Source organism: Pseudooceanicola marinus, from assembly GCF_020177265.1.
Taxonomy (GTDB): Bacteria; Pseudomonadota; Alphaproteobacteria; order Rhodobacterales; family Rhodobacteraceae; genus Pseudooceanicola; species Pseudooceanicola marinus_A.
Map to the genome: position 1 here is coordinate 326,644 of NZ_JAIVMC010000005.1, position 23,704 is coordinate 350,347.

Annotated in this window: 24 protein-coding genes; 11 read left to right on the top strand and 13 right to left on the bottom strand. The window is 67.8% G+C overall.

The features are described 5' to 3' along the window. The first annotated feature begins 34 nt into the window (after positions 1-34). From LC066_RS10630 to LC066_RS10640, 3 genes are all read left to right on the top strand, one after another. Positions 35-703: a 2-dehydro-3-deoxygalactonokinase gene (locus tag LC066_RS10630; protein WP_085889664.1), complete on the top strand. Its 669-nt coding sequence runs from the start codon at positions 35-37 to the stop codon at positions 701-703. 197 nt (positions 704-900) lie between these two features. Further along, the gene (gene deoC, locus LC066_RS10635) at positions 901-1,920 is read left to right on the top strand and encodes a deoxyribose-phosphate aldolase (protein WP_412103235.1); all 1,020 of its coding nucleotides are present in this window, start codon (positions 901-903) and stop codon (positions 1,918-1,920) included. A gap of 10 nt (positions 1,921-1,930) precedes the next feature. Next, positions 1,931-4,255 carry an aldehyde dehydrogenase family protein gene (locus LC066_RS10640; RefSeq protein WP_224898587.1) on the top strand — a complete coding sequence of 775 codons (2,325 nt, stop codon included), beginning with the start codon at positions 1,931-1,933 and terminating at the stop codon, positions 4,253-4,255. A gap of 28 nt (positions 4,256-4,283) precedes the next feature. Here LC066_RS10640 and LC066_RS10645 read toward each other — a convergent pair whose 3' ends face one another. The 5 genes from LC066_RS10645 to LC066_RS10665 all read right to left on the bottom strand — a co-directional run bounded on the left by LC066_RS10645 (position 4,284) and on the right by LC066_RS10665 (position 8,343). After that, positions 4,284-4,844: a manganese efflux pump MntP family protein gene (locus LC066_RS10645; protein ID WP_224898590.1), complete on the bottom strand. Its 561-nt coding sequence runs from the start codon at positions 4,842-4,844 to the stop codon at positions 4,284-4,286. Between the two features lie 269 nt (positions 4,845-5,113). Next, the gene (locus LC066_RS10650; protein ID WP_224898593.1) at positions 5,114-5,980 is read right to left on the bottom strand and encodes an aldose 1-epimerase family protein; all 867 of its coding nucleotides are present in this window, start codon (positions 5,978-5,980) and stop codon (positions 5,114-5,116) included. A 135-nt stretch (positions 5,981-6,115) separates the two neighbouring features. Further along, complete coding sequence (locus tag LC066_RS10655) at positions 6,116-6,439, bottom strand: hypothetical protein (protein WP_224898596.1); 324 nt, start codon at positions 6,437-6,439, stop codon at positions 6,116-6,118. A gap of 117 nt (positions 6,440-6,556) precedes the next feature. After that, the gene (serB, locus tag LC066_RS10660) at positions 6,557-7,441 is read right to left on the bottom strand and encodes a phosphoserine phosphatase SerB (protein WP_224898598.1); all 885 of its coding nucleotides are present in this window, start codon (positions 7,439-7,441) and stop codon (positions 6,557-6,559) included. A 68-nt stretch (positions 7,442-7,509) separates the two neighbouring features. Continuing rightward, a complete protein-coding gene (locus tag LC066_RS10665; RefSeq protein ID WP_224898601.1) occupies positions 7,510-8,343 on the bottom strand; it encodes a c-type cytochrome in 834 nt (277 codons plus the stop codon). A gap of 329 nt (positions 8,344-8,672) precedes the next feature. On the opposite strand from LC066_RS10665, the gene LC066_RS10670 reads away from it, so the two are divergent. The 4 genes from LC066_RS10670 (at position 8,673) to LC066_RS10685 (ending at position 13,773) form a co-directional block, all read left to right on the top strand. Continuing rightward, positions 8,673-9,818 (top strand): phosphoserine transaminase, encoded by a 1,146-nt coding sequence (locus LC066_RS10670; protein ID WP_224898604.1) that lies wholly within the window; start codon positions 8,673-8,675, stop codon positions 9,816-9,818. Between the two features lie 108 nt (positions 9,819-9,926). Next, a complete protein-coding gene (serA, locus tag LC066_RS10675; protein ID WP_224898607.1) occupies positions 9,927-11,519 on the top strand; it encodes a phosphoglycerate dehydrogenase in 1,593 nt (530 codons plus the stop codon). Positions 11,520-11,763: 244 nt separating this feature from the next. Then, a complete protein-coding gene (locus LC066_RS10680) occupies positions 11,764-12,525 on the top strand; it encodes a metallophosphoesterase (RefSeq protein ID WP_224898613.1) in 762 nt (253 codons plus the stop codon). Between the two features lie 69 nt (positions 12,526-12,594). After that, entirely contained in the window at positions 12,595-13,773 is a 1,179-nt protein-coding gene (locus LC066_RS10685; RefSeq protein ID WP_224898616.1) for an acetyl-CoA C-acyltransferase family protein, read from the top strand. 85 nt (positions 13,774-13,858) lie between these two features. Here LC066_RS10685 and LC066_RS10690 read toward each other — a convergent pair whose 3' ends face one another. The 4 genes from LC066_RS10690 to puuE are packed head-to-tail and all read right to left on the bottom strand — an operon-like array spanning position 13,859 to position 18,263. Continuing rightward, positions 13,859-15,268, bottom strand: coding sequence for a uracil-xanthine permease family protein (locus tag LC066_RS10690; protein ID WP_224898619.1), 1,410 nt, complete (start codon positions 15,266-15,268; stop codon positions 13,859-13,861). 48 nt (positions 15,269-15,316) lie between these two features. Next, on the bottom strand, positions 15,317-15,814 hold the full coding sequence (locus LC066_RS10695) for an ureidoglycolate lyase (protein ID WP_224898622.1): 498 nt from the start codon (positions 15,812-15,814) through the stop codon (positions 15,317-15,319). Further along, entirely contained in the window at positions 15,811-16,842 is a 1,032-nt protein-coding gene (gene alc / locus LC066_RS10700; protein ID WP_224898625.1) for an allantoicase, read from the bottom strand. The genes LC066_RS10695 and alc overlap by 4 nt, the downstream gene beginning before the upstream one ends. Then, positions 16,842-18,263 carry an allantoinase PuuE gene (gene puuE / locus LC066_RS10705; RefSeq protein ID WP_224898627.1) on the bottom strand — a complete coding sequence of 474 codons (1,422 nt, stop codon included), beginning with the start codon at positions 18,261-18,263 and terminating at the stop codon, positions 16,842-16,844. The genes alc and puuE overlap by 1 nt, the downstream gene beginning before the upstream one ends. Before the next feature lie 89 nt (positions 18,264-18,352). On the opposite strand from puuE, the gene uraH reads away from it, so the two are divergent. Continuing rightward, positions 18,353-18,712, top strand: coding sequence for a hydroxyisourate hydrolase (gene uraH, locus LC066_RS10710; RefSeq protein ID WP_224898630.1), 360 nt, complete (start codon positions 18,353-18,355; stop codon positions 18,710-18,712). Between the two features lie 18 nt (positions 18,713-18,730). Here uraH and LC066_RS10715 read toward each other — a convergent pair whose 3' ends face one another. From LC066_RS10715 to LC066_RS10730, 4 genes are all read right to left on the bottom strand, one after another. Further along, positions 18,731-19,006 carry a hypothetical protein gene (locus tag LC066_RS10715; RefSeq protein WP_224898633.1) on the bottom strand — a complete coding sequence of 92 codons (276 nt, stop codon included), beginning with the start codon at positions 19,004-19,006 and terminating at the stop codon, positions 18,731-18,733. 127 nt (positions 19,007-19,133) lie between these two features. Next, the gene (locus LC066_RS10720) at positions 19,134-19,781 is read right to left on the bottom strand and encodes an OmpA family protein (protein ID WP_085889680.1); all 648 of its coding nucleotides are present in this window, start codon (positions 19,779-19,781) and stop codon (positions 19,134-19,136) included. A gap of 169 nt (positions 19,782-19,950) precedes the next feature. Beyond that, positions 19,951-20,835, bottom strand: coding sequence for a methylated-DNA--[protein]-cysteine S-methyltransferase (locus tag LC066_RS10725; protein WP_224898636.1), 885 nt, complete (start codon positions 20,833-20,835; stop codon positions 19,951-19,953). A 102-nt stretch (positions 20,836-20,937) separates the two neighbouring features. Next, positions 20,938-21,588: a Hint domain-containing protein gene (locus tag LC066_RS10730; protein WP_224898639.1), complete on the bottom strand. Its 651-nt coding sequence runs from the start codon at positions 21,586-21,588 to the stop codon at positions 20,938-20,940. 91 nt (positions 21,589-21,679) lie between these two features. Here LC066_RS10730 and nth point away from each other — a divergent pair, with 91 nt between their 5' ends. From nth to LC066_RS10745, 3 genes are all read left to right on the top strand, one after another. Continuing rightward, positions 21,680-22,324: an endonuclease III gene (nth, locus tag LC066_RS10735; RefSeq protein WP_222476142.1), complete on the top strand. Its 645-nt coding sequence runs from the start codon at positions 21,680-21,682 to the stop codon at positions 22,322-22,324. Next, positions 22,321-23,307 carry an adenosine kinase gene (locus LC066_RS10740; protein WP_222476144.1) on the top strand — a complete coding sequence of 329 codons (987 nt, stop codon included), beginning with the start codon at positions 22,321-22,323 and terminating at the stop codon, positions 23,305-23,307. The genes nth and LC066_RS10740 overlap by 4 nt, the downstream gene beginning before the upstream one ends. Before the next feature lie 149 nt (positions 23,308-23,456). After that, positions 23,457-23,702, top strand: coding sequence for a DUF4170 domain-containing protein (locus LC066_RS10745; RefSeq protein WP_085889685.1), 246 nt, complete (start codon positions 23,457-23,459; stop codon positions 23,700-23,702). Positions 23,703-23,704 lie beyond the last annotated feature (2 nt).

Consider the following 23,704-nt stretch of genomic DNA (forward strand, 5'->3'; position numbering starts at 1 on the left):
GACCATCCGGTCCCGCGCGCCCTATCACGGTGGCATGAGCTGGATCGGACAGGAAATCGGCACGCCCCGCGCCTGGGGCCCGGACGGGGTGACCGAAGATCACCCCTGCGCCCCCGAGGCGCGGATCCTGGTGGGCGCCCCCGGCGTGCCGGGCAATGACCTGCCGGGCAAGCTGATGCCCGAGCAGATGCAGAAGGCCCCCGACGGGATCTATCTGCCGCCCCTGGGCGCGCTGACCGCCGGGCAGCGCCTGCGCCTGCTGGGCTTCCAGACGCTCAACCCCCATTGGGACGGCCTGGCCGTGCTGCCGGGGGTGCGCGAAACCCTCTGGGTCACCCTGTCGGCCGGCGAGGCCATCCACCTGCGCGCCAGCGCCACCCCCCGGCTGGCCAAGGCCCTGGGCTGTGTCGAGGAACGCCCGCAGGGCCTCGACGAGGCCCTGGCGCGGGCCGATGCGCTGCCCTTCGAGCTGGCCGAGGCCAGCCCGGCAGAGGCGCTTGGCCTGCTCCTGGGCGCCGAGATGGCCGCCGCCAAGAGCCTCTGGTTGGGTCAGCAGGCCATGCTCGTGGGTCAAGTGCCGCTGTCGCGCGCCTATCTCGCGGCGCTTCAGGGCCTCTACGTGCCGGTGACCGAAACCGCCGAGGATGCGCTGCTGCGCGAGGGGTTCCGCGCGCTGGCCAAGGCCTTCGTTCACCCCAGCTGATCCCCAGCGCCCACACGCGGGTGACGTCCGGGCAGCGCGCCGGGCGGGTGCCCGTCGTGGACAGGACCGGGCCAAAGTTGTATCCGCAAGGCATTGCCGGGAAGCAAGATCGGGCCGTCCGGGCCCGCCCCGGCAACGGCGGCGTCGCGGGACGGGGACCCGGGGTGCGCGCCGGGACGAAGCTCAGGAGGTCTGCCATGCAGAGCAAGACAGAGGGACAGGCGCGGTCCACCAATGGCCCCGCGCAACTGCCCCAGACCATCGACACCGCCGATGCGATGCGAAACCCCGGGATGGAGCTGGACATGGACTGGGTCCTGTCGGCCCGTGCCAATCGCTCGGCCATCGAACGACGCGCGGCAAGCCTGCCGGGGCGGCGGTCGGTCAAGAAGGACTATCAGGCGGCCTGGCTGGCCCGTGCGATCAGCTGCATCGACCTGACCACCCTTGCGGGCGACGACACCGAGGGCCGCGTGCGGCGCCTCTGCGCCAAGGCCCGCCAGCCGGTGCGCGCCGACCTGCTGGAGGCCATGGGCCTGCCTGACCTGACCACCGGTGCGGTCTGCGTCTATCACGACATGGTCGCCACCGCCCATGACGCGCTGCAAGGTTCGGGCATCCCCGTCGCTGCCGTCTCCACCGGCTTCCCCGCGGGCCTGTCGCCCTTCCATCTGCGCGTGGCAGAGATTGGTGAAAGCGTGAAGGCCGGGGCCGAGGAGATCGACATCGTCATCACCCGCCGCCATGTCCTGCAAGGCAACTGGCAGGCCCTTTACGATGAGATGAAAGCTTTCCGCGCCGCCTGTGGCGAGGCCCACGTGAAGGCGATCCTGGCCACCGGAGAGCTGGGCACATTGCAAAACGTCGCCCGCGCCAGCCTGGTCTGCATGATGGCGGGCGCCGATTTCATCAAGACCTCGACCGGCAAGGAAAGCGTCAACGCCACGCTGCCCGTCAGCCTGGTGATGATCCGCGCCATCCGCGACTACCACCAGCGCACCGGGATCCATGTCGGCTACAAACCCGCCGGGGGCATCAGCAAGGCCAAGGATGCGCTGGTCTACCTCTCCCTCATCAAGGAAGAGCTGGGCGACCGCTGGCTGCGGCCCGACCTCTTCCGGTTCGGGGCCTCTTCGCTGCTTGGCGATATCGAGCGGCAGTTGGAACATCACGTGACCGGCGCCTATTCGGCCGCCTGGCGCCACGCCGCAAGCTGAGGGCTGGGATATGAGCATCAAGGACATTTTCGAGACCATGGACTATGGCCCCGCCCCCGAAGCCGCCGGTGACGCGCTGGCCTGGATCGTCGATCAGGGCAGCCGGTTCGGCGCCTTCATCAATGGCGAGTTCACCGCCCCCGGCGATACCTTCGAGACGATCAACCCCGCCACCGGCGAGGTGCTGGCCGAGGTGACGCAAGCCAGCCCCGCCGACGTGGACGCCGCCGTGGCCGCGGCGCGCAAGGCGCAGGACGGCTGGGAGAAGCTGGGCGGCAAGGGCCGCGCGCGGCACCTCTACGCCCTGGCACGGCTGGTGCAGAAACACGCCCGCCTTTTCGCCGTTCTGGAAAGCCTCGACTCGGGCAAGCCGATCCGCGAGGCGCGCGACATCGACGTGCCCCTGGTGGCGCGGCATTTCTACTATCACGCGGGCATGGCCCAGCTGATGGAGGCCGAGCTGCCGGACCGCGCTGCCATGGGCGTCTGCGGGCAGGTGGTGCCCTGGAACTTCCCCCTGCTGATGCTGGCGTGGAAGATCGCGCCCGCGCTGGCCATGGGTAACACGGTGGTTCTGAAACCCGCCGAATGGACCTCTCTGACCGCCCTGCTGTTTGCCGACATCTGCCGTCAGGCCGGTCTGCCCAAGGGCGTGGTCAACATCGTCACCGGCGACGGGGCCGTGGGTGCCGCGCTGGTCGCGCACGAGGGCGTCGACAAGGTGGCCTTCACCGGCTCCACCGAGGTCGGCCGCAAGATCCGCGAAGCCACCGCGGGCCAGGCCAAGGGCCTGACGCTGGAGCTGGGGGGCAAGTCGCCCCTCATCGTCTTCGAGGATGCCGATCTGGATTCGGCGGTCGAAGGGCTGGTGGATGCGATCTGGTTCAACGGCGGGCAGGTCTGCTGCGCCGGGTCGCGCCTCTTGGTCCAGGAAGGCGTGGCCGAGCGGTTCCACGAGAAGCTGAAGCTGCGGATGCAGTCGCTTCGCGTTGGCAACCCGCTGGACAAATGCATCGACGTCGGCGCCATCGTCCATCCCGAGCAGCTGGCCCGGATCAAGGGGCTGGTCGCCGGATCGGGCGGCGTGGTGACCCAAGGCACGGCGCCCGAGGGCTGCTACTACCCGCCGACGCTGATCGAGGGGCTGGAGCCCGCCGATCCGCTGATGCAGGAGGAAATTTTCGGCCCCGTCCTCGTCTCCACCACCTTCCGCACGCCAGCGGAGGCGGTGCATCTGGCCAACAACACCCGCTACGGGCTGGCGGCCTCGGTCTGGTCGGAAAACGTCAACGTCGCGCTGGATGTGGCGCCCAAGCTGGTGGCGGGGGTCGTCTGGATCAACGGCACCAACATGTTCGACGCCGCCGCCGGGTTCGGCGGGGTACGCGAAAGCGGCTTTGGCCGCGAGGGCGGCTGGGAAGGGCTTCAGGCCTACACCAAGCCCGCCGCGAAGCGGAAGGCGCTGAAAGCCGCCGCCCCGGTCACGGGGGAGCCCGAACTGCCCGAGGGGCTGGACCGCACGGCGAAGCTCTATATCGGCGGCAAGCAGGCGCGGCCCGATGGCGGCTATGTGCGCCATGTCTACGGCAAGGACGGCAAGGCCCTGGGCCAGGTGGGCATCGCCAACCGCAAGGATCTGCGCAACGCGGTCGAGGCGGCACGCGGCGCCGCTGGCTGGGCCGGGGCCACGGCGCATAACCGCGCCCAGGTCCTCTACTACATCGCCGAGAACCTGGAGGCCCGGGCGGAGGAGTTCGCCGCGCGCATCGACGCGGTGACCGGCAAGGGCGGCAAGGCCGAGGTCGAGGCCGCCGTCAGCCGGTTGTTCAGCTATGGCGCCTGGGCCGACAAGTTCGGCGGCGACCTGCGGCAGGTGCCGATGCGGGGCATGGCCCTGGCGGTGCGCGAACCCGTGGGCGTGATCGGGGCCTTCTGCCCGGATGAGGCGCCTTTGCTGGGCCTGATATCGGTGCTGGCGCCGGCGATTGCCATGGGCAACCGCGTGGTGCTGGTGGCGGGCGAGGCCGCACCGCTGACCGCGACCGACTTCTACCAGGTGCTGGACACCTCCGATGTACCGGGCGGGGTGGTCAACATCCTGACTGGGTCGCACGCCGAACTGGCGCCGACCATGGCGCAGCATTTCGACATCGACGCGGTCTGGAGCTTCTCCGCCTCGGACATCAGCGCGGTGATCGAGGCAGGCAGCGCCGCCAGCCTGAAACGCACCTGGGTCAACAATGGCCTGGCGACCGACTGGGAGACCGCCGAGGGCCGCGCCTTCCTGGAGCAGGCCACCGAGGTGAAGACGGTCTGGGTGCCCTACGGTGCCTGATCCGATCTGACAGACTGCTGGGCGCCGTTCAGGCGGCGCCCAGATGTCGCAGCAGGATCGAGCCGCCCAGGCCGATCAGCGCCACACCCCCCAACATCTCCGCGATCCGCCCGAAACGGCGACCCAGCAGGCGCCCGGCCAGCAGGCCCGAGGTGCTGAGCGTCATGGTGGTCAGGCCGATGATGATCGCGATCACCAGGATGTTCACCTGCAGGAAGGCGAGCGACACGCCAATGGCCATGGCGTCAATCGAGGTGCCGACGGCGGTCAGCAGCGTGCGCCACAGCGACGAGGGCGCCGGCGCGGCCTCGCTGTCGCGCGACAGGGCCTGGAACAGCATGTGCAGGCCGACGGCCGACAGCAGGGCGAAGGCGATCCAGTGATCCACAGCCTCGACGTAGCGATTGGCGGCGACGCCCGCGCCCCATCCGATCAGCGGGGTGATCGCCTCCACCGCGCCGAAGATGGCGCCGGTGCGAAGGGCGGGGCCCAGGCCCACGGGGCGCTGCGCGGCGCCCTTGCCGAGACAGGCGACGAAGGCGTCAACGGACATGGAAACGGCAAGGATGCCGATGGTGATCGGGGTCATGGGATCTGACTTTCGCGCGGACCGGGGGAGAGCCGGACAGGCCGGCGGCACCACGATCCCGCCCTTTCGGATCGCCGCGCCACGGTCTCGCAAGGCCCCGGATTGGGCCAGGCACGCCACGCGGATGAGCCGCGAGAATGTTGACGTGCCTCCACCCGGGGTCAGCCCCGGGGTTTGCTACTCCCCGTGGCGGCCAAATGGGCGCTGGGCGGGGGAAAGTCAAACAAAAACATGCGGTTAAAAATGCGTCTCATTCGCAGGTAGGCGTATCATCCCACGGTGACGGACCAGCCGAACTGTGCCGCTTCCCCCGGTGCGAGGCTTTGCGACAGGGGGCGGTCGGCGATCTCCGGGCCGCTGCCCGCGCGGGCCGCCAGGCCATGCCAGGGCTCGATGCACAGGAAGGGGGCGCCGCCGGGCTTCGACCAGATCCCCAGGGCCGGGCAGTTGTCGAACCGGAACGACAGGCGCGGCGCGCCGGGGGCGGAATAGCTGAGGCCCGACCCCGCGCCTTCGGGGAAGATCATCGCGTCGGCATCAAAAAGATCCGGGGTGACGGTCAGCCTCCCGCGGGTGAAGGGCGAGGGCAGCGCCTCGGGCGCCAGCAACCCGTCACCATCCAGCCGCGCCAGAGCCGGTTCCGCGCCATTGTCCAGTCGGATCTCCGCCGGGCCGGTGGCGCCGGGCAGGGGCCAGGCGAAGGCGGGGTGAAACCCCAGGCCGAAGGGCAGGGGGGCGTCGCCGGTGTTGGCGACCTCGACCATGACCGACAGCGTTGCGCCTGTCACCGCGTGGCTTTGCGTCAGGCGGAAAGGCCGGGGATAGACCGCGCGGGTCTCGGGGGTGTCCCCGAGGATATGGGTACAGCCCGCTTCGCAGCGCCGCGCCAGGATCCAGTGGCTGCGGCGGGCGAATCCGTGCTGTTTCATCGTAGCCCGGGCGCCATCCACCGCGATCTCGTCCCCCGGCGCGCGGCCGACGATGGGAAAGAGCAGCGGCGCACGCCCCGACCAGTAGGCCGGATCGCCCTGCCAAAGCAGCTCCGCCCCGTCGTGGGTCAGGCTTTGTAGTTCCGCGCCCAGGTCGGAGACGCGCGCCGTGAGGGCGCCGGAGGTAATGGTGGTTTCGGAAGCCATGGCGGCGGAGTCCCGTCCGTTCAGTCAAATCTGCGCCAAGGGTTAGGCCCTTGAGCACGACGCGGCAATGACAGGGCGCGCAGCGAAGCCCGACCGACGGGTACAGTGGCGCAGCATTGGGCGGATCGCCGGGGCCTAGGTCTCCATCTCGACCAGGGGGGTGACCTCCACCTCGCCGCCGCCCGCGACCATCGGGTTCTTGGCGGTCAGGGTGCAGGCCTCCTCAAGCGTGTCGCACTCCAGGATGGAATAGCCCATGATCGGGGGCCTGTTGCCGCCTTCGCGCGCGCCCTCGGCGGTCACCGTCCAGCTTTTGCCGACAGGATTGCCCGGGTCGACGAGCTTGGGGCCCAGCGTCTCGATCCAGGCGCCCCAGGCGGCCATCGCCTCCTCGGCGGCCTCCGGGGTTTGCGGCGTCTGGGATGTCTCGGCCTTGTAGATCAGCAGGTAGCGGGGCATGGCGTCCTCCCTAGCGATGCGCAGGCGGAAGGGGACGCGGTTTTCGCGATTCGGGCAAGGCAGTGGCCCGCGCCCTGCCGGACAGGCGGCGCGGCGCTGCCGTAGCGTCGGGAGGGATCAGGCGGCCGGCGCCGCGAAGTCCTCGCGGGCGTAGCCCTGCAGGTAGAGCAGCGCGGTCAGGTCACCGAAGTTCACCCGCAGCTGGCATTGCGCCGCGACGGAGGGCTTGGCGTGCAGCGCCACGCCCGCGCCTGCGCGGGTCAGCATGCCGAGGTCGTTGGCGCCGTCGCCCACGGCCAGCACCTCGGCCTCGGTGATGCCCAGGCGGGCGGTGATCTGTTCCAGCGCCTCGACCTTGGCTTCGCGGCCCAGGATCGGGCGGGCGACCTCGCCCGAGAGGGTGTCGCCGTCGGTCAGCAGGGTGTTGGCGCGGTTTTCGTCGAAGCCGAGCCTTGCCGCGACCTGGGCGGTGAACATGGTGAAACCGCCGGAGACCAGCGCGCAATAGGCGCCCGTCGCCTTCATCGTGGCCAGCAGTTCGGGGCCGCCGGGCATCAGGGTGATGCGCGTCGCCAGCACCTGGTCGATGACCGAGACAGGCAGCCCCTTGAGCAGTCCCACGCGTTCGGTCAGGGCGCCTTCGAAATCCAGCTCGCCGTTCATGGCGCGGGCGGTGATGTCCTTCACCCGTTCGCCCACCCCGGCCTCGTCGGCCAGTTCGTCGATGCATTCCTGCTGGATCATGGTCGAATCCATGTCCGCCAGCAGCATCTTCTTGCGCCGCCCTTCGGTCGGTTGCAGGCAGAGGTCGACGCCCTGTTTCTGCAGCTCGGCCCAGGTCTCTTCGAAATTCGCGGGGGCGCTGTCCACCGGGAACTCCGCCGCCTCGCCATCGGCCAGCACGCGGATCTCTCCGCCGGCCCAGGCATTGCGCAGGGCGGTCACCAGCGCGGTGTCCAGCGCGGGCGAGGTGGGGGCGGTCAGCAGGGTGACGGTGAACATGGCGCGGCCTCCTTGGGTTCCCCGCCGCTATAAGACAGGCGGCGGGGCGAAGGCCAGCGGTTCGCGCGTCAGCCGCCGTCGGGGATCGGCGGCAAGGTGCGCAGGTAGAGGATCAGGGCCGCCACGTCGTCCTCGGTCATGTTGGCATAGTGGCGGTAGGACATCGGCGGGTGCATCTGTGATCCGTCGGGGCGGATGCCCCGGGTGATCATCTTGGCGATCTCGGCATCGCTGTAGTTGGCCAGCCCGTCCTCGTGGCTGGTCAGGTTGGCCGCGACGGAAACGCCCCAGGGGCCTTCCCAGGTGTGGCCGCCACCGCCCAGGTGCCCGTCGAGGTCGGGCATCCCGTCCTTCAGCGAATGGCATTCCAGGCAATGGGCCACGGGACCCGCCAGGTATTCCCCATAGGCCACGCTGACCTCGCGCGGGACATCCGCGACGCTGTCGATCGGCGGTCCATAGGCGGGCGGCAGGGGGAAGGGGTAGGTCGAGGCCTTGAACTCGGTCTCCACCGCCGGGACGGTGCGCAGGTAGGTGACCATGGCCATCACGTCGCTGTCCGACAGGTGCCGATAGAGCATGATGGGCATCGGCGGGCCGATGACGGACCCGTCGGGGCGGATGCCCTCGCGGATGGCGCGCACCAGCTCCGCGTCGGACCAGTCGGCGATGCGCGAACCCGGGGTGATGTTGGGCACCTCGGCGGTGAATGCCGGCTCCACCAGGGTCCGCCCGGCCAGCGGCGCGGCCCCGGGCATGGGCGCCGTGTGGCAGGAGCCGCAGGCGGCGGGCCCTTCCACCAGGTATGCGCCGCGTTCCAGCGCGGTTTCGGCGGAAAGGGCGGTTGCGGAAAGGATCAGGACCCCGGCGAGGGTGGATAGGCTTTGGCTGGGCAAACGCATGGATGGGCTTCCTCCGATACCTGTCGAGCGTGTCTGCGGTGGCTGCGCGCTATTGACGCAGGGTCAGCTTATCACGCCGCCCGGAAAAACAAGGGTGGAAGATGTATCAATGCCCGTTCGGGCTATGACGGGGCGCCCGGCGGGCCCGATCCCGGTGGCAGGACCGGGTTTCCGATAGGCGTCACGGGGCGCCCGATTTGCCGGAAATGCGACCCGATGCGGACGGGATGCGACATCTGCGTGATTGCGCGGGGGCCGAATCGTCCGTATATGCGGCGGTGGGACACCCCTCCCCAACGAGGGGCGCTTATCTGGAAGGTTAAGTCATTATGACTGACAAGCATCCGGCCACGCGGCCGGCAAATCCGCGTTTTTCCTCTGGCCCCTGCGCCAAGATCCCCCATTACTCTCTGGACATGCTCGCCGACGCTCCGCTCGGCCGCTCGCACCGTGCCAAGGTTGGCAAGGAAAAGCTGAAGGCGGCGATCGAGACCACGCGCGAGATCCTGGGCATTCCGGCCGAGTACAAGATCGGCATCGTGCCCGCCTCCGACACCGGCGCCGTCGAGATGGCCATGTGGTCGCTTCTGGGCGAACGCAAGGCCACCATGGTTGCCTGGGAATCCTTCGGCTCCGGCTGGGTCACCGACGTGGTGAAGCAGCTGAAGATCGACGCCGAGGTGAAGACCGCCGACTACGGCCAGATCGTGGATTTCGCCGAGGTTGATTTCGACACCGACGTCGTCTTCACCTGGAACGGCACCACCTCGGGCGTGCGCGTGCCGAACGGCGACAAGATCCCCGCCGACCGCGCCGGCCTGACAATCTGTGACGCCACCTCCGCCGCCTTCGCCCAGGCCCTGCCCTGGGACAAGCTGGATGTGACCACCTTCTCCTGGCAGAAGGTGATGGGCGGCGAAGCGGCCCACGGCATGATCGTGCTGAGCCCCCGCGCCGTCGAGCGTCTGGAGAGCTACACCCCCGCCTGGCCGCTGCCGAAGATCTTCCGCATGACCAAGGGCGGCAAGCTGATCGACGGCATCTTCGAAGGCGCGACGATCAACACGCCTTCCATGCTGGCGGTCGAGGATTACCTCGTCGCGCTGGACTGGGCGAAGAAAGTCGGCGGCCTGGACGGACTGATGAAGCGGGCGGATACCAACGCCAAGATCCTGTGGGACTTCTGCGACCGCAACGACTGGATCGCGAACCTGGCCGAGGATGACGCCACGCGTTCGAACACCTCCGTCTGCCTGAAGTTCACCGATGATCGCATCAAGGATCCGGCGAAGTTCGCCAAGGCCGTCGCCAAGAAGCTGGAAGACTACAACGCGGCCTATGACGTGGGCGCCTATCGCGACGCCCCCGCCGGCCTGCGTGTCTGGTGTGGTGCCACGGTCGAGGCCTCCGACGTGGAAGCCCTGACGCTCTGGCTGAAATGGGCCTTCGAGGCCTGCCTCGACGAGCAGGACTAAGCCGGTCGACGGTGGGAGAGATCCCACCGTCCCGCATCTCCAGTCTTTCCCCGGCGCGGTGCCCGCGCCGTCCAGATCCCAATTCCGACTTTCGAAGGAGCGCCTGACATGGCCCCCAAAGTTCTGATTTCCGACAAGCTGTCCGCCGCCGCCGTCCAGATCTTCAAGGATCGCGGCATCGACGTGGATTTCCAGCCCGACCTTGGCAAGGACAAGGACAAGCTGGCCGAGGTCATCGGCCAGTATGACGGCCTGGCCATCCGGTCGGCCACCAAGGTCACCGAGAAGATCCTGGAAAACGCCACCAACCTGAAGGTGATCGGCCGCGCCGGCATCGGCACCGACAACATCGACAAGGAAGCGGCCTCCAAGAAGGGCGTGATCGTGATGAACACGCCCTATGGCAACATGATCACGACTGCGGAACACGCCATCGCGATGATGTTCGCCGTGGCCCGCCAGATCCCCGAGGCCAGCGCCTCGACCCACGCCGGCAAGTGGGAAAAGTCGAAGTTCATGGGTGTCGAGCTGACCGGCAAGACCCTGGGCGTCATCGGCGCCGGCAACATCGGCGGCATCGTCTGCAACCGCGCCCTGGGCCTGAAGATGAAGGTCGTGGCCTACGATCCCTTCCTGGGCGAGGAAAAGGCCAAGAAGATGGGCGTCGAAAAGGTCGAGCTGGACGAGCTGCTGACCCGCGCCGATTTCATCACCCTGCACGTGCCCTTCACCGAGCAGACCGCCAACATCCTGTCGGCGGAAAACCTGGCCAAGACCAAGAAGGGCGTGCGGATCATCAACTGTGCCCGCGGCGGCCTGGTGGATGAACAGGCCCTGGCGGACCTGCTGAAATCCGGTCACGTGGCCGGCGCCGCCTTCGACGTGTTCAAGGAAGAACCCGCCACCGAGAACCCGCTGTTCAACCTGCCCAACGTGGTCTGCACCCCGCACCTGGGCGCCGCCACCACCGAGGCGCAGGAAAACGTCGCCCTGCAGGTGGCCGAGCAGATGTCGAACTACCTGCTGGACGGCGCCGTAGAAAACGCGCTGAACATGCCCTCGATGACTGCGGAAGAAGCCAAGGTCATGGGCCCCTGGGTCGACCTGGCCGGTCACCTCGGCAACTTCATCGGCCAGCTGACCGACGAGCCGATCAACGCCATCAACATCCTCTACGACGGTGTTGCCGCTGACATGAACCAGGGCGCGCTGAACTGTGCCGTGATCGCCGGCATCCTGAAGAAGGCCAACCCGGACGTGAACCTGGTGTCGGCCCCGGTCGTCGCCAAGGAGCGTGGCACCCAGGTCTCGACCACCTCGCAGTCCAAGGGCGGCACCTTCGACGGCTACATCAAGGTGACCATCGTCACGCCCGAGCGTGAACGCAGCTGCGCCGGCACCGTCTTCTCCGACGGCAAGCCGCGGTTCATCCAGATCAAGGGCATCAACATCGACGCCGAGGTGGGGGAGCACATGCTTTACACCACCAACGAGGACGTGCCGGGCGTGATCGGCACCCTGGGCACCACCCTGGGTGAGAACGGCCAGAACATCGCCAACTTCACCCTGGGCCGCACGGCCACGGGCAAGCAGGCGATCGCGCTGCTGTACCTCGACGAGAAGACCAAGCCGGAAACGGTGAAGGCCCTGCGCGACACCGGCCTGTTCCAGCAGATCCGTCCGCTGGAGTTCGCCGTCTGATCGACGTCTGACCCTGTTTCCGAGAGGGGCCGCGCCGCAGGGTGCGGCCCTTTTTCGTTCGGGTCGCGGTTCGGGGGCTCTGCCCCCCTTGAGCCTTCGGCTCAATTCCCCCCGGAGTATTTTTGACGAAGTGAAGACAGTGGCGGGGCGCCTGTCATCCGCTGTCATGAAAATGTGTCGTCCGGGCGCTGGTCTTTGGCGGGCAAAGATGATCCTTTTGCCGCGACGCAGCGACGAGGCTTTCATGACCATCTATGCCATCGGGGACATCCACGGACAGATAGACCTTCTGGACGGGGCGCTGGCGCGGATCGCGGCGGACGGCGGGCGCGACGGGCCGGGCGGGCCGGATGAGGTGATCTTTACCGGCGACCTGGTGGACCGGGGGCCCGAGGCGCGTGCGGTGATCGACCGGTTGATCACAGGCCGGGCCGAGGGGCGCAACTGGACGATCCTGCTGGGCAACCATGACCGCATGTTCCGCCGCTTCCTGGAAAATGCCCGGCTTGACGACCCGGCGATCAAGTCCGGCGCCCCGTGGACGCATTACCGCCTGGGCGGCTGTGCCACGCTGGAAAGCTACGGGGTGGCGACCGGGCCCGACCGGTCCGTCGCCGACCTGCATGCTGAGGCGCGGGAAAAGGTGCCGCAGGCGCACCGGGATTTCCTCGACGGGTTGCCGCTCTGGGCGGAGCGGGACGCGTTGCTGTTCGTCCACGCGGGCATCCGGCCCGGCATCGCCCTGGAGGCGCAGGACGAGCAGGACCTGGTCTGGATCCGGGACGAGTTCTATGCCGAGACCGGCCCGCATCCCTGGCTGATCGTCCATGGCCACACCATTGTCGACGAGGTGAGCCATTTCGGCAATCACATCGACATCGATACCGGGGCGGGGCATTCGGACGGGCCCCGGTTCCTTTCGACCGTGGCCTTTGAGGGTGCTGACTGCGCGGTTCTGACATCGGCGGGCCGGGTGCCCTTGGCGCCCGGGCAGGCCGCCGAATAACGCACCGTCACTGTCGCCACGGGGCGGTGCGGTGGTAGGGTCGGCCCGAAACATCTTCGGGAGGATCTCATGGACGATATCGTCATTCTCAGCGGTGCGCGCACCGCCATCGGCACCTTTGGTGGCAGCCTGGCCGGTGTCTCGCCCATCGACCTGGGCACCACCGTCACCAAGGCAGCACTGGAGCGCGCGGGCGTCGAGGGCGCCCAGGTGGGCCACGTGGTCATGGGCCATGTCATCAACACCGAGCCGCGCGACATGTACGTCAGCCGCGTCGCCGCGATGCAGGCGGGCATCCCCGAGACGACGCCCGCGATGAACGTGAACCGCCTCTGCGGCTCTGGCGCCCAGGCCATCGTGTCTGCCGCCCAGTCGCTGATGCTCGGCGATGCCGATTTCGCCGTCGCCGGCGGGGCCGAGAACATGTCGCGCTCGCCCTACATCATCCAGGGGCAACGCTGGGGCACCAAGATGGGCGACGTGAAGACGCTCGACATGATGCTGGGGGCGCTGAACTGCCCCTTCGGCACCGGCCACATGGGCGTGACGGCGGAAAACGTGGCCGCCGAGACCACGATCACCCGTGAGGATCAGGACGCCTTCGCGCTGGAAAGCCAGCGCCGCGCCGGCGCCGCCATCGAGGCGGGCCATTTCGCCGAGCAGATCGTGCCGGTCACCGTGAAGGTGAAGCGCCAGGAGGTCGAGTTCACCACCGACGAACATGCCAAACCCTCGACCACCGCCGAGGCGCTGGCGGGGCTGCGTCCGGCCTTCCAGAAGGACGGCACGGTGACGGCGGGCAATGCCTCCGGCCTCAACGACGGCGCGGCGGCGCTGGTGCTGGCTCGCGCCTCGGCCGCCGAGGCCGCCGGACTGAAACCGCGCGCCCGGATCCTGGGATATGCCCATGCCGGCGTCCGCCCCGAGGTGATGGGCGTGGGCCCGATCCCGGCGGTGGAAAAGCTGCTGGAGAAGACCGGGCTGAAGGCGTCGGACTTCGATGTGATCGAATCGAACGAGGCCTTCGCCGCCCAGGCCATCGCGGTGAACCGCGCCTTGGGTCTGGACACCGCCAAGGTGAACCCCAATGGCGGTGCCATCGCCCTGGGCCACCCGGTGGGTGCCACCGGCGCGATCATCACCGTGAAGGCTCTGTATGAACTGGAGCGGATCGGCGGATCGAAGGCGCTGATCACCATGTGCATTGGCGGTGGCCAGGGCATTGCGCTTGCGATCGAGCGCCTGTGATCATTTTCTGGCGCTAAGTATCCTCGCCGAAGGCAAAGGCGCGCCCCGCGGGGCGCGCCTTTTTCGTTGCACGAGGCCCGGGCCGTCAGGCGGCGTCGGTTTTATGCGCCTCGATCTCCGCCTCTGCCTCGGCGTGCTCTTCCGGGGTTTCGTCGGGCAGCACGAGGTTGAGGATGATCGACAGGCCGGCAGCGGGCAGCAGGCCCGATGTCAGCAGGATCTGCAGGGTGCGCGGCAGGTGCTGCAGCGCCGAGGGCTCCAGCTGCAGGCCAAAGCCCACCGAGAGCGACACCGCCAGGATGATCATGTTGCGGCGGTTCCAGACCACGTCGGACAGCATGTTGATGCCCGAGGCCGCGACCATGCCGAACATCACGATGACGCCGCCGCCGAGGACGTTGATCGGCACCGTGTTGATCACCGCGCCCACCTTGGGGATCAGCCCGCAGAGGATCAGGAAGACCGCGCCGATGGTGACCACGTGGCGGCTCATCACGCCGGTCATGGCGATCAGGCCGACGTTCTGGCTGAAGGATGTGTTGGGAAGCCCGCCGAAGACGCCAGCCAGGGCCGAGCCGAAACCGTCGGCAAAGGTCGCGCCCTCGATCTCGCGGTCGGTGGCCTCGCGCCCCGCGCCGCCCTTGGTGATGCCGGAGGTGTCGCCCACCGTCTCGATGGCCGAGATGATCGCCATGAAGCACATGCCGATGATGATCGCCGGGTCGAAGCCGAAGCCCCACTGGAACGGCATCGGCAGGTCGAAGAGGCTGGCGTTGCCCACGTTGCCGAAGCTGACCTGGCCCATGACGGCGGCCACGGCATAGCCCGCGAGGATGCCGATCAGCACCGAGGCGACGGACAGAAGCCCGGTGGTGAAGAACGACAGGCCAAGCGCCACGACGATCACCACCAGCGCCGGGATCCACATGGCGGCGGTGCCGAACTCGGGCTGGCCGACCAGGGGCACACCGCCTGCGGCATACTGGATGCCGGTCTTCAGCAGGGCCAGGCCGATCATCAGCACGATCAGCCCGGTGACCAGCGGCGGCAGGGCAAATCGCAGCCGCCCGATGAAGAAGCCGATGCAGAAGTGGAAGATCCCGCCGATCATCACCCCGGTCATCAGCGCGGCCATGCCTTCGGTGCCGCGCCCCGCCACGGCCGGGATCATCACCGGCAGAAAGGCGAAGGAGGTGCCCTGCACGATCGGCAGGCGCGCCCCGATCGGCCCCATGCCGATGGTCTGGAACATCGTGGCGACGCCGGCAAACAGCATCGCCATCTGGATCATGTAGGTCATGTCGGGGAAGCCGAGCGCCCCCTGGTCCGACCCGAAGCCGAAGCCCGCGGCCCCCGCGATGATGATCGACGGCGTCACGTTGGAGGCGAACATCGCCAGCACGTGCTGGATCCCCAGCGGAACGGCGTCGCCGATCGGCGGCATGTAATTCGGATCGCGGAGCTGCTCCGCGGTTCCCAAGGAACTCTCGGTCATTGTCACTTCCCCTGTTGCTGACATGGCCTCTCTTGACGGAGGCGTATGTCAGAGCGTGACAGTAAACGGATGCTCTAGGAAGTGCTCTTCGAGGTTGGGGGTGTCGCCGATGCGGTCGACCACGGCGAAAAGGCCAGGCTCTGCCAAAGGCGTAAGCACGCCGTGCCAGGTGCCGCGGTGGAAATTCACCCCCTGGCCCGGTTCGGGCAGGAAGGCGCGCGGCGCGCCGGGCCGGCCATCCGCGTCCGCGGCGGCGATCACCAGCCAGGGCGCGGCGGTCATCGGCACGAAGGCCTGGCTGCCCTCCGGGTGCCGTTCCAGCAGGTCGCAGGTATAGGGCAGGGCGCGCGCCTGGGCGCGGAAGATCGAGATCCCGGCGCGCCCACCGGGACCGAAATCGAGGGTGGCGCGATCGTGGTAGCGTTCGCACATCCCCGCATTGATCAGCTTGTCATAGCTCTCGGTGACCTCCAGCACGTCGCCGAAGGGGGCAAAGGCCTCTGCCGTCAGCGGCTCGGCCCGGATGGAGGTCACCGGGGCGCTCATTTGCCGTGCCAGACCGGCTTGCCCCAGATGCGCAGGCGCGAGATGCCGCCATCGGGGTGGATGTTCAGCCGGATATGGGTGACGGGGCCGATGTCCGCCACCTCGTCGGTGAAGTTGTGGATCGCGTCCGGACCCAGCTTCAGCCGCGGCAGCAGTTCTTCCCAGAACATCGAGGAGGTGACCAGCGCATCGGTCAGCCCGTCGCCGAAGTTCGACATGTCGGCGGCCTGGATGCGGCAGGCGTCGGGGTAGTTGCCCTTGTAGTGCTTGGTGTCCACCTCGATCCCCGACACGGTGCCCCGCGCGCCAAGCGCGATGATCATCCAGTCGTAGCCGGGTTCACGACGCCGCCGCGTTTCCCAGCCATCGCCCATGTCGCGCCCACGACCCGGGGCCAGGATGCGGTTGTAGTCGCCGTAATGCGCGTCCGAAAACGCCAGCACGCGACCGCCGTTCAGCGCCGAGGCCAGGTCGATCTGCTCGGTGCCCTCGTTCGAGGGGTCCAACTCCGGCACGCCGTAGACCCGCAGGCGGGCGATGCCGCCGTCGGGGTAGATGTGCAGGCGCAGGTGGGTCCAGCTTTCGTAGCTTTCGCAGCGGAAATAGTGGTGATCGGAGGCCGACAGCGGCTTGTTCGGCAGGATCTCGACCCAGCGGGTGTCGGCGGTCGGGTCGCCGTTCAGGCAGGTGCAGGCCTCGATCCGGGCCGCCGGCGCGTAGTTGCCGGTGAAATGGCTGGTGTCGATGTCGAAGCCCAGGATGCGCCCGGCGGCGGCCAGCTTGATGACCGCGCTGTCGTGACCGGCCCCGCGACGGCGGCGGGTTTCCCAGCCGTCCATCCACTTGCCGTTGTCATCGTAGAGATCCGGAAAGAACTCGGCCGGGGCGTCCTTCAGCATCCGTTCCAGCGGGGCGAAGAACTCGTCGCTGGCCCAGACGGCCTTGGCGCCCAGCCCCTCGGAGGCGAGGTTGATTCCGGTCCGCACGAAAAGCGGCACATTGGGGTCGATACGGTCGATTGTCGTCATCAGCTGTCCGGTAGCAGGGCCGCCAGACGGTGATACGCGATGCGTTCGACCTGGCGACAGGCGGCGTTGAATTCGGTGGCACGGTCATGGGCGAGACGGCGCGTCATCGCCTCCATGATCGTCGCCTTGGTATTCTCCTTTGCGGAGATAATAAAGGGGAAGCCAAACTTTTCCGTATAGAGCGTGTTGTGCTCGGTGAAGAAGGCGCGCTCCTCATCGGTCAGCGCCAGCAGGCCCGCGCCGGACTGTTCATCCTCGCTTTCCGCCGTCAGCCGCTTGGCATCGGCCAGCTTGCCGGCCAGGTCGGGGTGGGCCGCCAGAACCTGTAGGCGTTCCTCGTCCGAGGCAGTGCGGAAGACCCGCACAAGCGCGCTCCACAGCCCCTTGGCGCGGTCATGCACCGGGCCCAGCTCGCCCTCCCAGGCGCGTTCGGCCACCCAGGGGGAATGTTCATAGATGCCGCCGAAGAGGCGCACGAACTCCTCCTTGGGCATCTGGCTGGGGACCAGGGCCGGGGTGACATGGGGGTGTTCGGCGGCCCAATGATCGTGGATGTCGATGCGGCGCGGGAACCAGACGTCGCCCTTCGACTGGGCGTAGTCGATGAACTTGCGCAGCGCCGCGATGCGGCCCGGGCGGCCCAGCAGGCGGCAGTGCATCCCGATGGAGAACATCTTGGCCGATCCCGCCTCACCCTCGGCATAAAGCTCGTCGAAGGCCGCTTTCAGGTATTCATAGAACTCTTCCTGGCCGCCAAAGGTGGCCGGCCCGGCAAAGCGCATGTCGTTGGTGTCCATCGTGTAGGGGATGACCAGGGTGCGGTGGCCGTCGAAATCGCCCCAATAGGGCAGGTCGTCATCGATGGTGTCGGAGACCCATTTCATCCCCAGCTCGGCCGCCAGTTTCACCGTGTTCATGGAACAGCGTCCGGTGTACCAGCCTTCGGGCTTCTCGCCGGTCACTTCCTCATGCAGGGCGATGGCGTCGAGCATGATCGTCCGCTCTTCGGCCTCGGGCATGTCCTTGTGTTCGATCCATTTCTTGCCGTGGCTGGCGATCTCCCAGCCGGCGTCCTGCATGGCCCAGACCTGTTCCGGGCTGCGCGCCAGGGCATCGGTCACGCCGTAGACGGTCAGCGGGATGCCCTTCTCTGTGAACAGGCGATGGATCCGCCAGAACCCGGCACGAGCGCCATATTCATAGACCGACTCCATGTTCCAGTGGCGCTTGCCCTCCCACGGGACGGCACCGATCACTTCCGAAAGGAAGGCCTCCGACGCGGGGTCGCCGTGCAGGATGTTGTTCTCGCCCCCTTCCTCGTAGTTCAGAACGAAGGAAACCGCGACCTTGGCGCCGCCGGGCCACCGGGCGTCCGGCGGGGTGGGGCCGTAGCCGATCATGTTGCGCGGGTAGCGGTTCATGTGGTTCTCTCCGTCTGCATCTGGGGCGCGGGCATCTTTGACGCCCGCCCCGCGGAGGCTCAAGGGGAATTTGGCAAAAGGGGTCGGGAATGGCCGAGGGTTACCTGACGACGCATGTTCTTGATACGGCAAGAGGCGTTCCGGCGGCGGGGATGGAGGTCGTGCTGTACCGCCTGGCCAATGGCGCGCGGGATGAACTGGCCAGGATGGTGACCAATGCCGACGGGCGCACCGACAGCCCGATCCTGCCGGCGGCGCATTTCGCCTGCGGCACCTACGAGCTGGAGTTCCACGCTGGCGCCTACCTCGACGCCAGCGGCGCGGCGCCGGAAGAGCCGCGGTTCCTCGACGTGGTGCCGATCCGGTTTGGCATCTCGGACGAGGCGGCGCATTACCATGTGCCGCTGCTGATCTCCCCCTTCGGGATGAGCACTTATCGCGGCAGTTGAGGCCGCCGCCGCGTTACATCACAGCATCACCACGGGCTGGTAGCGGGTTGTGATCCCCGCCTGATCGACCGGGGCCGCGGCGCGGCGGCGCGCGGGGTCGGCCATGTAGCGGTTGAACGCCGCTTCGTCCGGGAAGGCGTAGAGATGCGTTTCGCCGCCCGTGTCGAGGTGGCGCAGGCAGACCAGCCGTTCGCCGCCGTAGTCTGCCAGCAATGGCAGAACGGTCGCTTCATAGGCCTCCAGCGGGCGAAAGTCCTCGCCCGGCGGGCCGATGGTCAGCAGCACGCAGAACATGCCATGCAGCCTAGCGCGGTTTGGTCATCAAAGGGTTAGGACCAGTAGCCCATGCAAAAGGCCGCGCCCGAGGGGACGCGGCCTTTGTCCTTGGCGGGGAGGGCGGGAAAGCCCGCCCGGGCCGGCCTCAGCGGGCGTTCGGCAGGATCACGATTTCCACACGACGGTTCTGCGCGCGGCCTTCGGGCGTCAGGTTCGATGCGCGCGGCTGATCTTCGCCGCGGCCGATGGCCTGGATACGACCGGCGGAGACGCCATAGCCGATCAGGGTCGAGGCGACGGTGCCAGCGCGACGCTGCGACAGGTCCTGGTTGTAGGCGGCGGCCCCGGTGTTGTCGGTGTGGCCCAGAACCTGGACGCTGGTCTGCGGGTAGTCGTTCAGCGACACGGCCAGGTCGCGCAGGTCGCCGGTCAGATCCGGGCGCAGCGAGGCGCTGTCGGTGGCGAACAGGATGTCCTGCGGCATGGTCACGATCAGGCGGTCGCCGGTGTTCACAATCTCGACGCGGTTGCCCATGGACTGGCGCAGCTGCGCTTCCTGGCGGTCGAGGTAGTTGCCGTAGGCCCCGCCGGCCAGGCCGCCGAGCGCGGCGCCGACGACGGCGCCCTTGCCTTCGTCATCCGACACGATGGCACCCAGGGTGGCACCGGCCAGCGCGCCCAGGCCCACGCCGGTGCGGGTGTTGCGTTGGCCGTCATCGGGGTTCTCACAGGCGGTCAGCACCAGCAGCGAAGCGCCCGAGAGCGCGAGAATGGATTTCTTCATCAGGGTCATGTCTGTCTCTTTCCTCCGGTAGGCCATACGGGGGGCCGTCCTTATGCTCTCGGCATAGCCGATGTTGCGAAAGCGCCCAATGGGCAACGCGCCCGGGGCAGGCGGGTTTCCGCTCTCATCGAGGATAGACGGAGTGTTGCAGGACTGCATCGGACCTGATCGGGGGGTGTCAGTCCGTGGCCTGCGGCTGGCGCAGCGCCTCGCGGGTCAGCAGGACCTCTTTCAGCTCGGTGCCCCAGTGATAGCCGCCCAGGCCCCCGTCCTTGCGCAGCACGCGGTGGCAGGGGATCAGCCAGGCGATCGGGTTCCTGCCCACGGCGGTGCCGACGGCCCGGCTGGCACGGGGGGCGTCGATGCTGTGGGCGAGGTCGGAATAGCTGGACGTCTGTCCCTCCGGGATGGCCAGCAGCGCCTCCCAGACCTTGATCTGGAACGGCCCGCCCATGATGTGCAGGCGCGCCGCGCCGCCTTCGAAAGCGGCCTCGGCCAGGGGGCGGATGCGTGCGGGGTCGTGGTGGTATTGCGCGGCGGGCCAGCGCGCGGTCAGGTCCGCCAGCGCGGCGTCCCGCCCGGTTTCGGCGGTGAAGGCCAGGCCGCAGATGCCCCGCCCGGTCGCCATGACCAGCGCCGGGCCATAGGGGGTGGCCAGCTCGTCCCAGGCGATATCCACGCCGGCACCACCGCGGGCCACATCGCCCGGGCGCATCGCTTCCCACCGCAGCACCAGGTCATGCAGCCGCCCGGTGCCCGAAAGCCCCGCCGCCGCCGCGCTTTCCTCGGTGCTGGCGCGTGCGGTCAGCAGCGGGCGGGCACGCGCCAGGGCCAGGAACTGCTGGTAACGCTTGGGGGAGATGCCCGCCCAGGCAGAGAAGACACGCTGGAAATGCGCCGGGCTCATCTGCATGCGCGCGGCCAGGTCCTCCAGCGACAGAGGCGTCTCGGCCGCCCGGATCTCCTCGATCGCGCGGCGGATCAGGCCGTAGTGATAGCGATCCTCCGGCGCGGCGTCGGGCAGGGAGGTCTGGACAGGGGACAGGGGGGCGATCTGTGTCATGACCCGAAGATATGTGTCCCCGCCGGGTCTGGCGACCCGGAAGCTGCGCAAAGGTTGCGGGCGCGGCGCGGGGCAGGCCCCGATCCGTCAGCTGGACAGCAGTCAGGCCGCCAGCAGGTCGAGCAGGGACAGGTCCGGTGGGCAGATCTGGCGCAGCGTCAGTGCCTCTTCTCGGGTCAGGCAGGGGCGCGCCGGCCCCTGACCCTCATCGAAGAGACGTGTGGCGCGACGCACCGCCGGGGGCAGGTCCAGCTGTGCCGCCATTCGGGCGTTCGTGCTTTCGACCCAGAGAGAGCCGGCCGAGATGATCTCGTGCCGTTCCATGATGATGAGGTGATAGGTCAGCCCGCCCATGCGCGGATCGGGCCGCGCGCGGTTGCGGCGCGAGATGTCGCAGAAGCGGGCCAGCGCCTCCTTCGCGCGGAACTGGGTCTCCACCTCTGGGCGGCGGATCAGGGCGCGGTGCCCCGGGGCGACGCGCAGGGTTTCCAGCAATTCGCCCTGCGGCCCGCGTTCGCCGGGATGGAAGGTCAACGGCGACGGCAGGGCGCTGCCGTCGGGCATCTGGCGCAGCCGCGCGATATGCAGCACCGGCTGTGCACCGTGGTCGCGGGTGATCATCTTGTCGCCCGGCGCCAGCCACTCGATCGGCATCTCGCCGTCGAGCGTCAAAACCATGCAGCCGGGGCCAAGGCCCGAAATCGGGCCGATGCCGGAACCTTCCCCGGCCTGGTCTGTCTGAGAATCGGTCATCTGCCTGCCTCCGGGCACAGATTGCGCAGAAGCCCTTTCCCGGGGGTTAAATACCTTGTTGCCAGAGAAAATTCAGGGCAGAAACGCGCCCATGGCCCGCCAATTGCCCTATCCGATCCTGCGCGAGATCTTCGACCGCTTCCAGGCGGCCGAGCCGGAGCCGAAGGGCGAGCTCGATCACGTGAACGCCTATACGCTGCTGGTTGCCGTGGCCCTCTCGGCCCAGGCGACCGATGCTGGCGTCAACAAGGCGACGCGCGATCTGTTTCCCATTGCCGACACGCCGCAGAAGATGCTGGCGCTTGGCGAGGAAGGTCTGATCGAGCACATCAAGACCATCGGTCTTTACCGCAACAAGGCCAGGAACGTCATCAAGATGGCGAAGATCCTGGTCGAGGAGTACGGCGGCGAGGTGCCCAATTCCCGCGCGGCGCTGCAGGCGCTGCCGGGGGTGGGGCGCAAGACCGCCAATGTCGTGCTGAACATGTGGTGGGGCTTTCCCGCGCAGGCGGTCGATACCCACATCTTCCGTCTTGGCAACCGTGCAGGCATCGCGCCCGGAAAGGACGTGGTCGCCGTGGAGCGGGCGATAGAAGATAACATCCCGGTGGATTTCCAGTTGCATGCGCATCACTGGATGATCCTGCATGGCCGCTACGTGTGCACGGCGCGTAAACCCAAGTGCGGTACCTGCCTGATCCGGGATCTCTGCGAATTCGAGGAAAAGGTTCTATGACCCAATATGACGTGATCGGCATCGGCAATGCCGTGATGGATGTTCTGACGCAAAGCGACGACGCCTTCCTGGACCGGATGGGCATCGAGAAGGGCATCATGCAGCTGATCGAACAGGAACGGTCCGAGTTCCTCTACGGGGAGATGGGCGAACGCCACCAGATCCCGGGCGGCTCGGTCGCCAACACCGTGGCGGGCGTCGCCAACATGGGGCTGAAGACCGCCTTCATCGGCAAGGTGCGCGACGATGAGGTCGGCCGCGAATACGCCGCCAAGACCCGCGAAGGCGGCACCGATTTCCCCAATGACCCCTTCACCGACGCCGAGCTGCCCAGCTCGCGCTGCATGATCTTTGTCTCCCCCGACGGCGAGCGGTCGATGAACACCTACCTCGGCATCTCCTCCGAGGTGGGGCCGGACGACGTGCCCGACAGCGTCTGCCAGAACGCCAAGATCCTGTTCCTGGAGGGCTATCTCTACGACAAGCCCAAGGGCAAGCAGGCCTTTGAGACGGCTGCACGCCTGACCCGGGCCGCTGGCGGCATGGCGGGCATCGCCCTGTCCGACCCCTTCTGCGTCGACCGTCACCGCGAGGATTTCCGCAAGCTGGTGAAGGAACTGGACTACGTGATCGGCAACGAGCACGAGTGGAAATCCCTCTATGAAACCGACGACCTGGGCGCGGCGCTGGAAACGGCCGCCGCCGAATCGGGGCTGATCGTCTGCACCCGTTCGGGTCATGACGTGGTCATCGTGCGCGGCGACGAAGAGGCCATCGTGCCGGTGAAGACCGTGACCCCGGTCGATGCCACCGGCGCGGGCGATCTCTTCGCCGCGGGCTTCCTCTACGGCCTGGCTACCGGCGCCGACCTGGCGACCTCGGGCAAGATGGGCTGCGTGGCCGCCGCCGAGGTGATCTCGCACTACGGCGCCCGTCCCGAGAAGGACCTGGCGGCGCTGTTCAAGGCCGAAGGGCTGGTCTGACCTCTCGGACGTCGGCCTGACGTCCCCCCTGTCGCCGCGGGCCAGCTACGCGCTCGCGGCGATGGTATGCCTTTGTGTACCGAACGGGCTTGACCCGTGGAGACAATCGGCGCAAACCACGCACTGAAGCATCTGGAAAGGAATGGCCCATGGCGCAGCGCCTTCACCTCGTCTTCGGTGGCGAACTCGTCGATCCGTCGAAGAACGTCTTCAAGGACATCGACGACCTGCACATCGTCGGCATGTACCCCTCCTATGCCGAGGCCTACGACGCCTGGAAGGCGGAGGCCCAGAAGACCGTCGATAACGCCCACATGCGCTATTACATTGCCCACATCCATCGGCTGCGCGACGAGGAGCTTGAAGCCTCGCCCACCGAGGAACTGGGTCATTAATC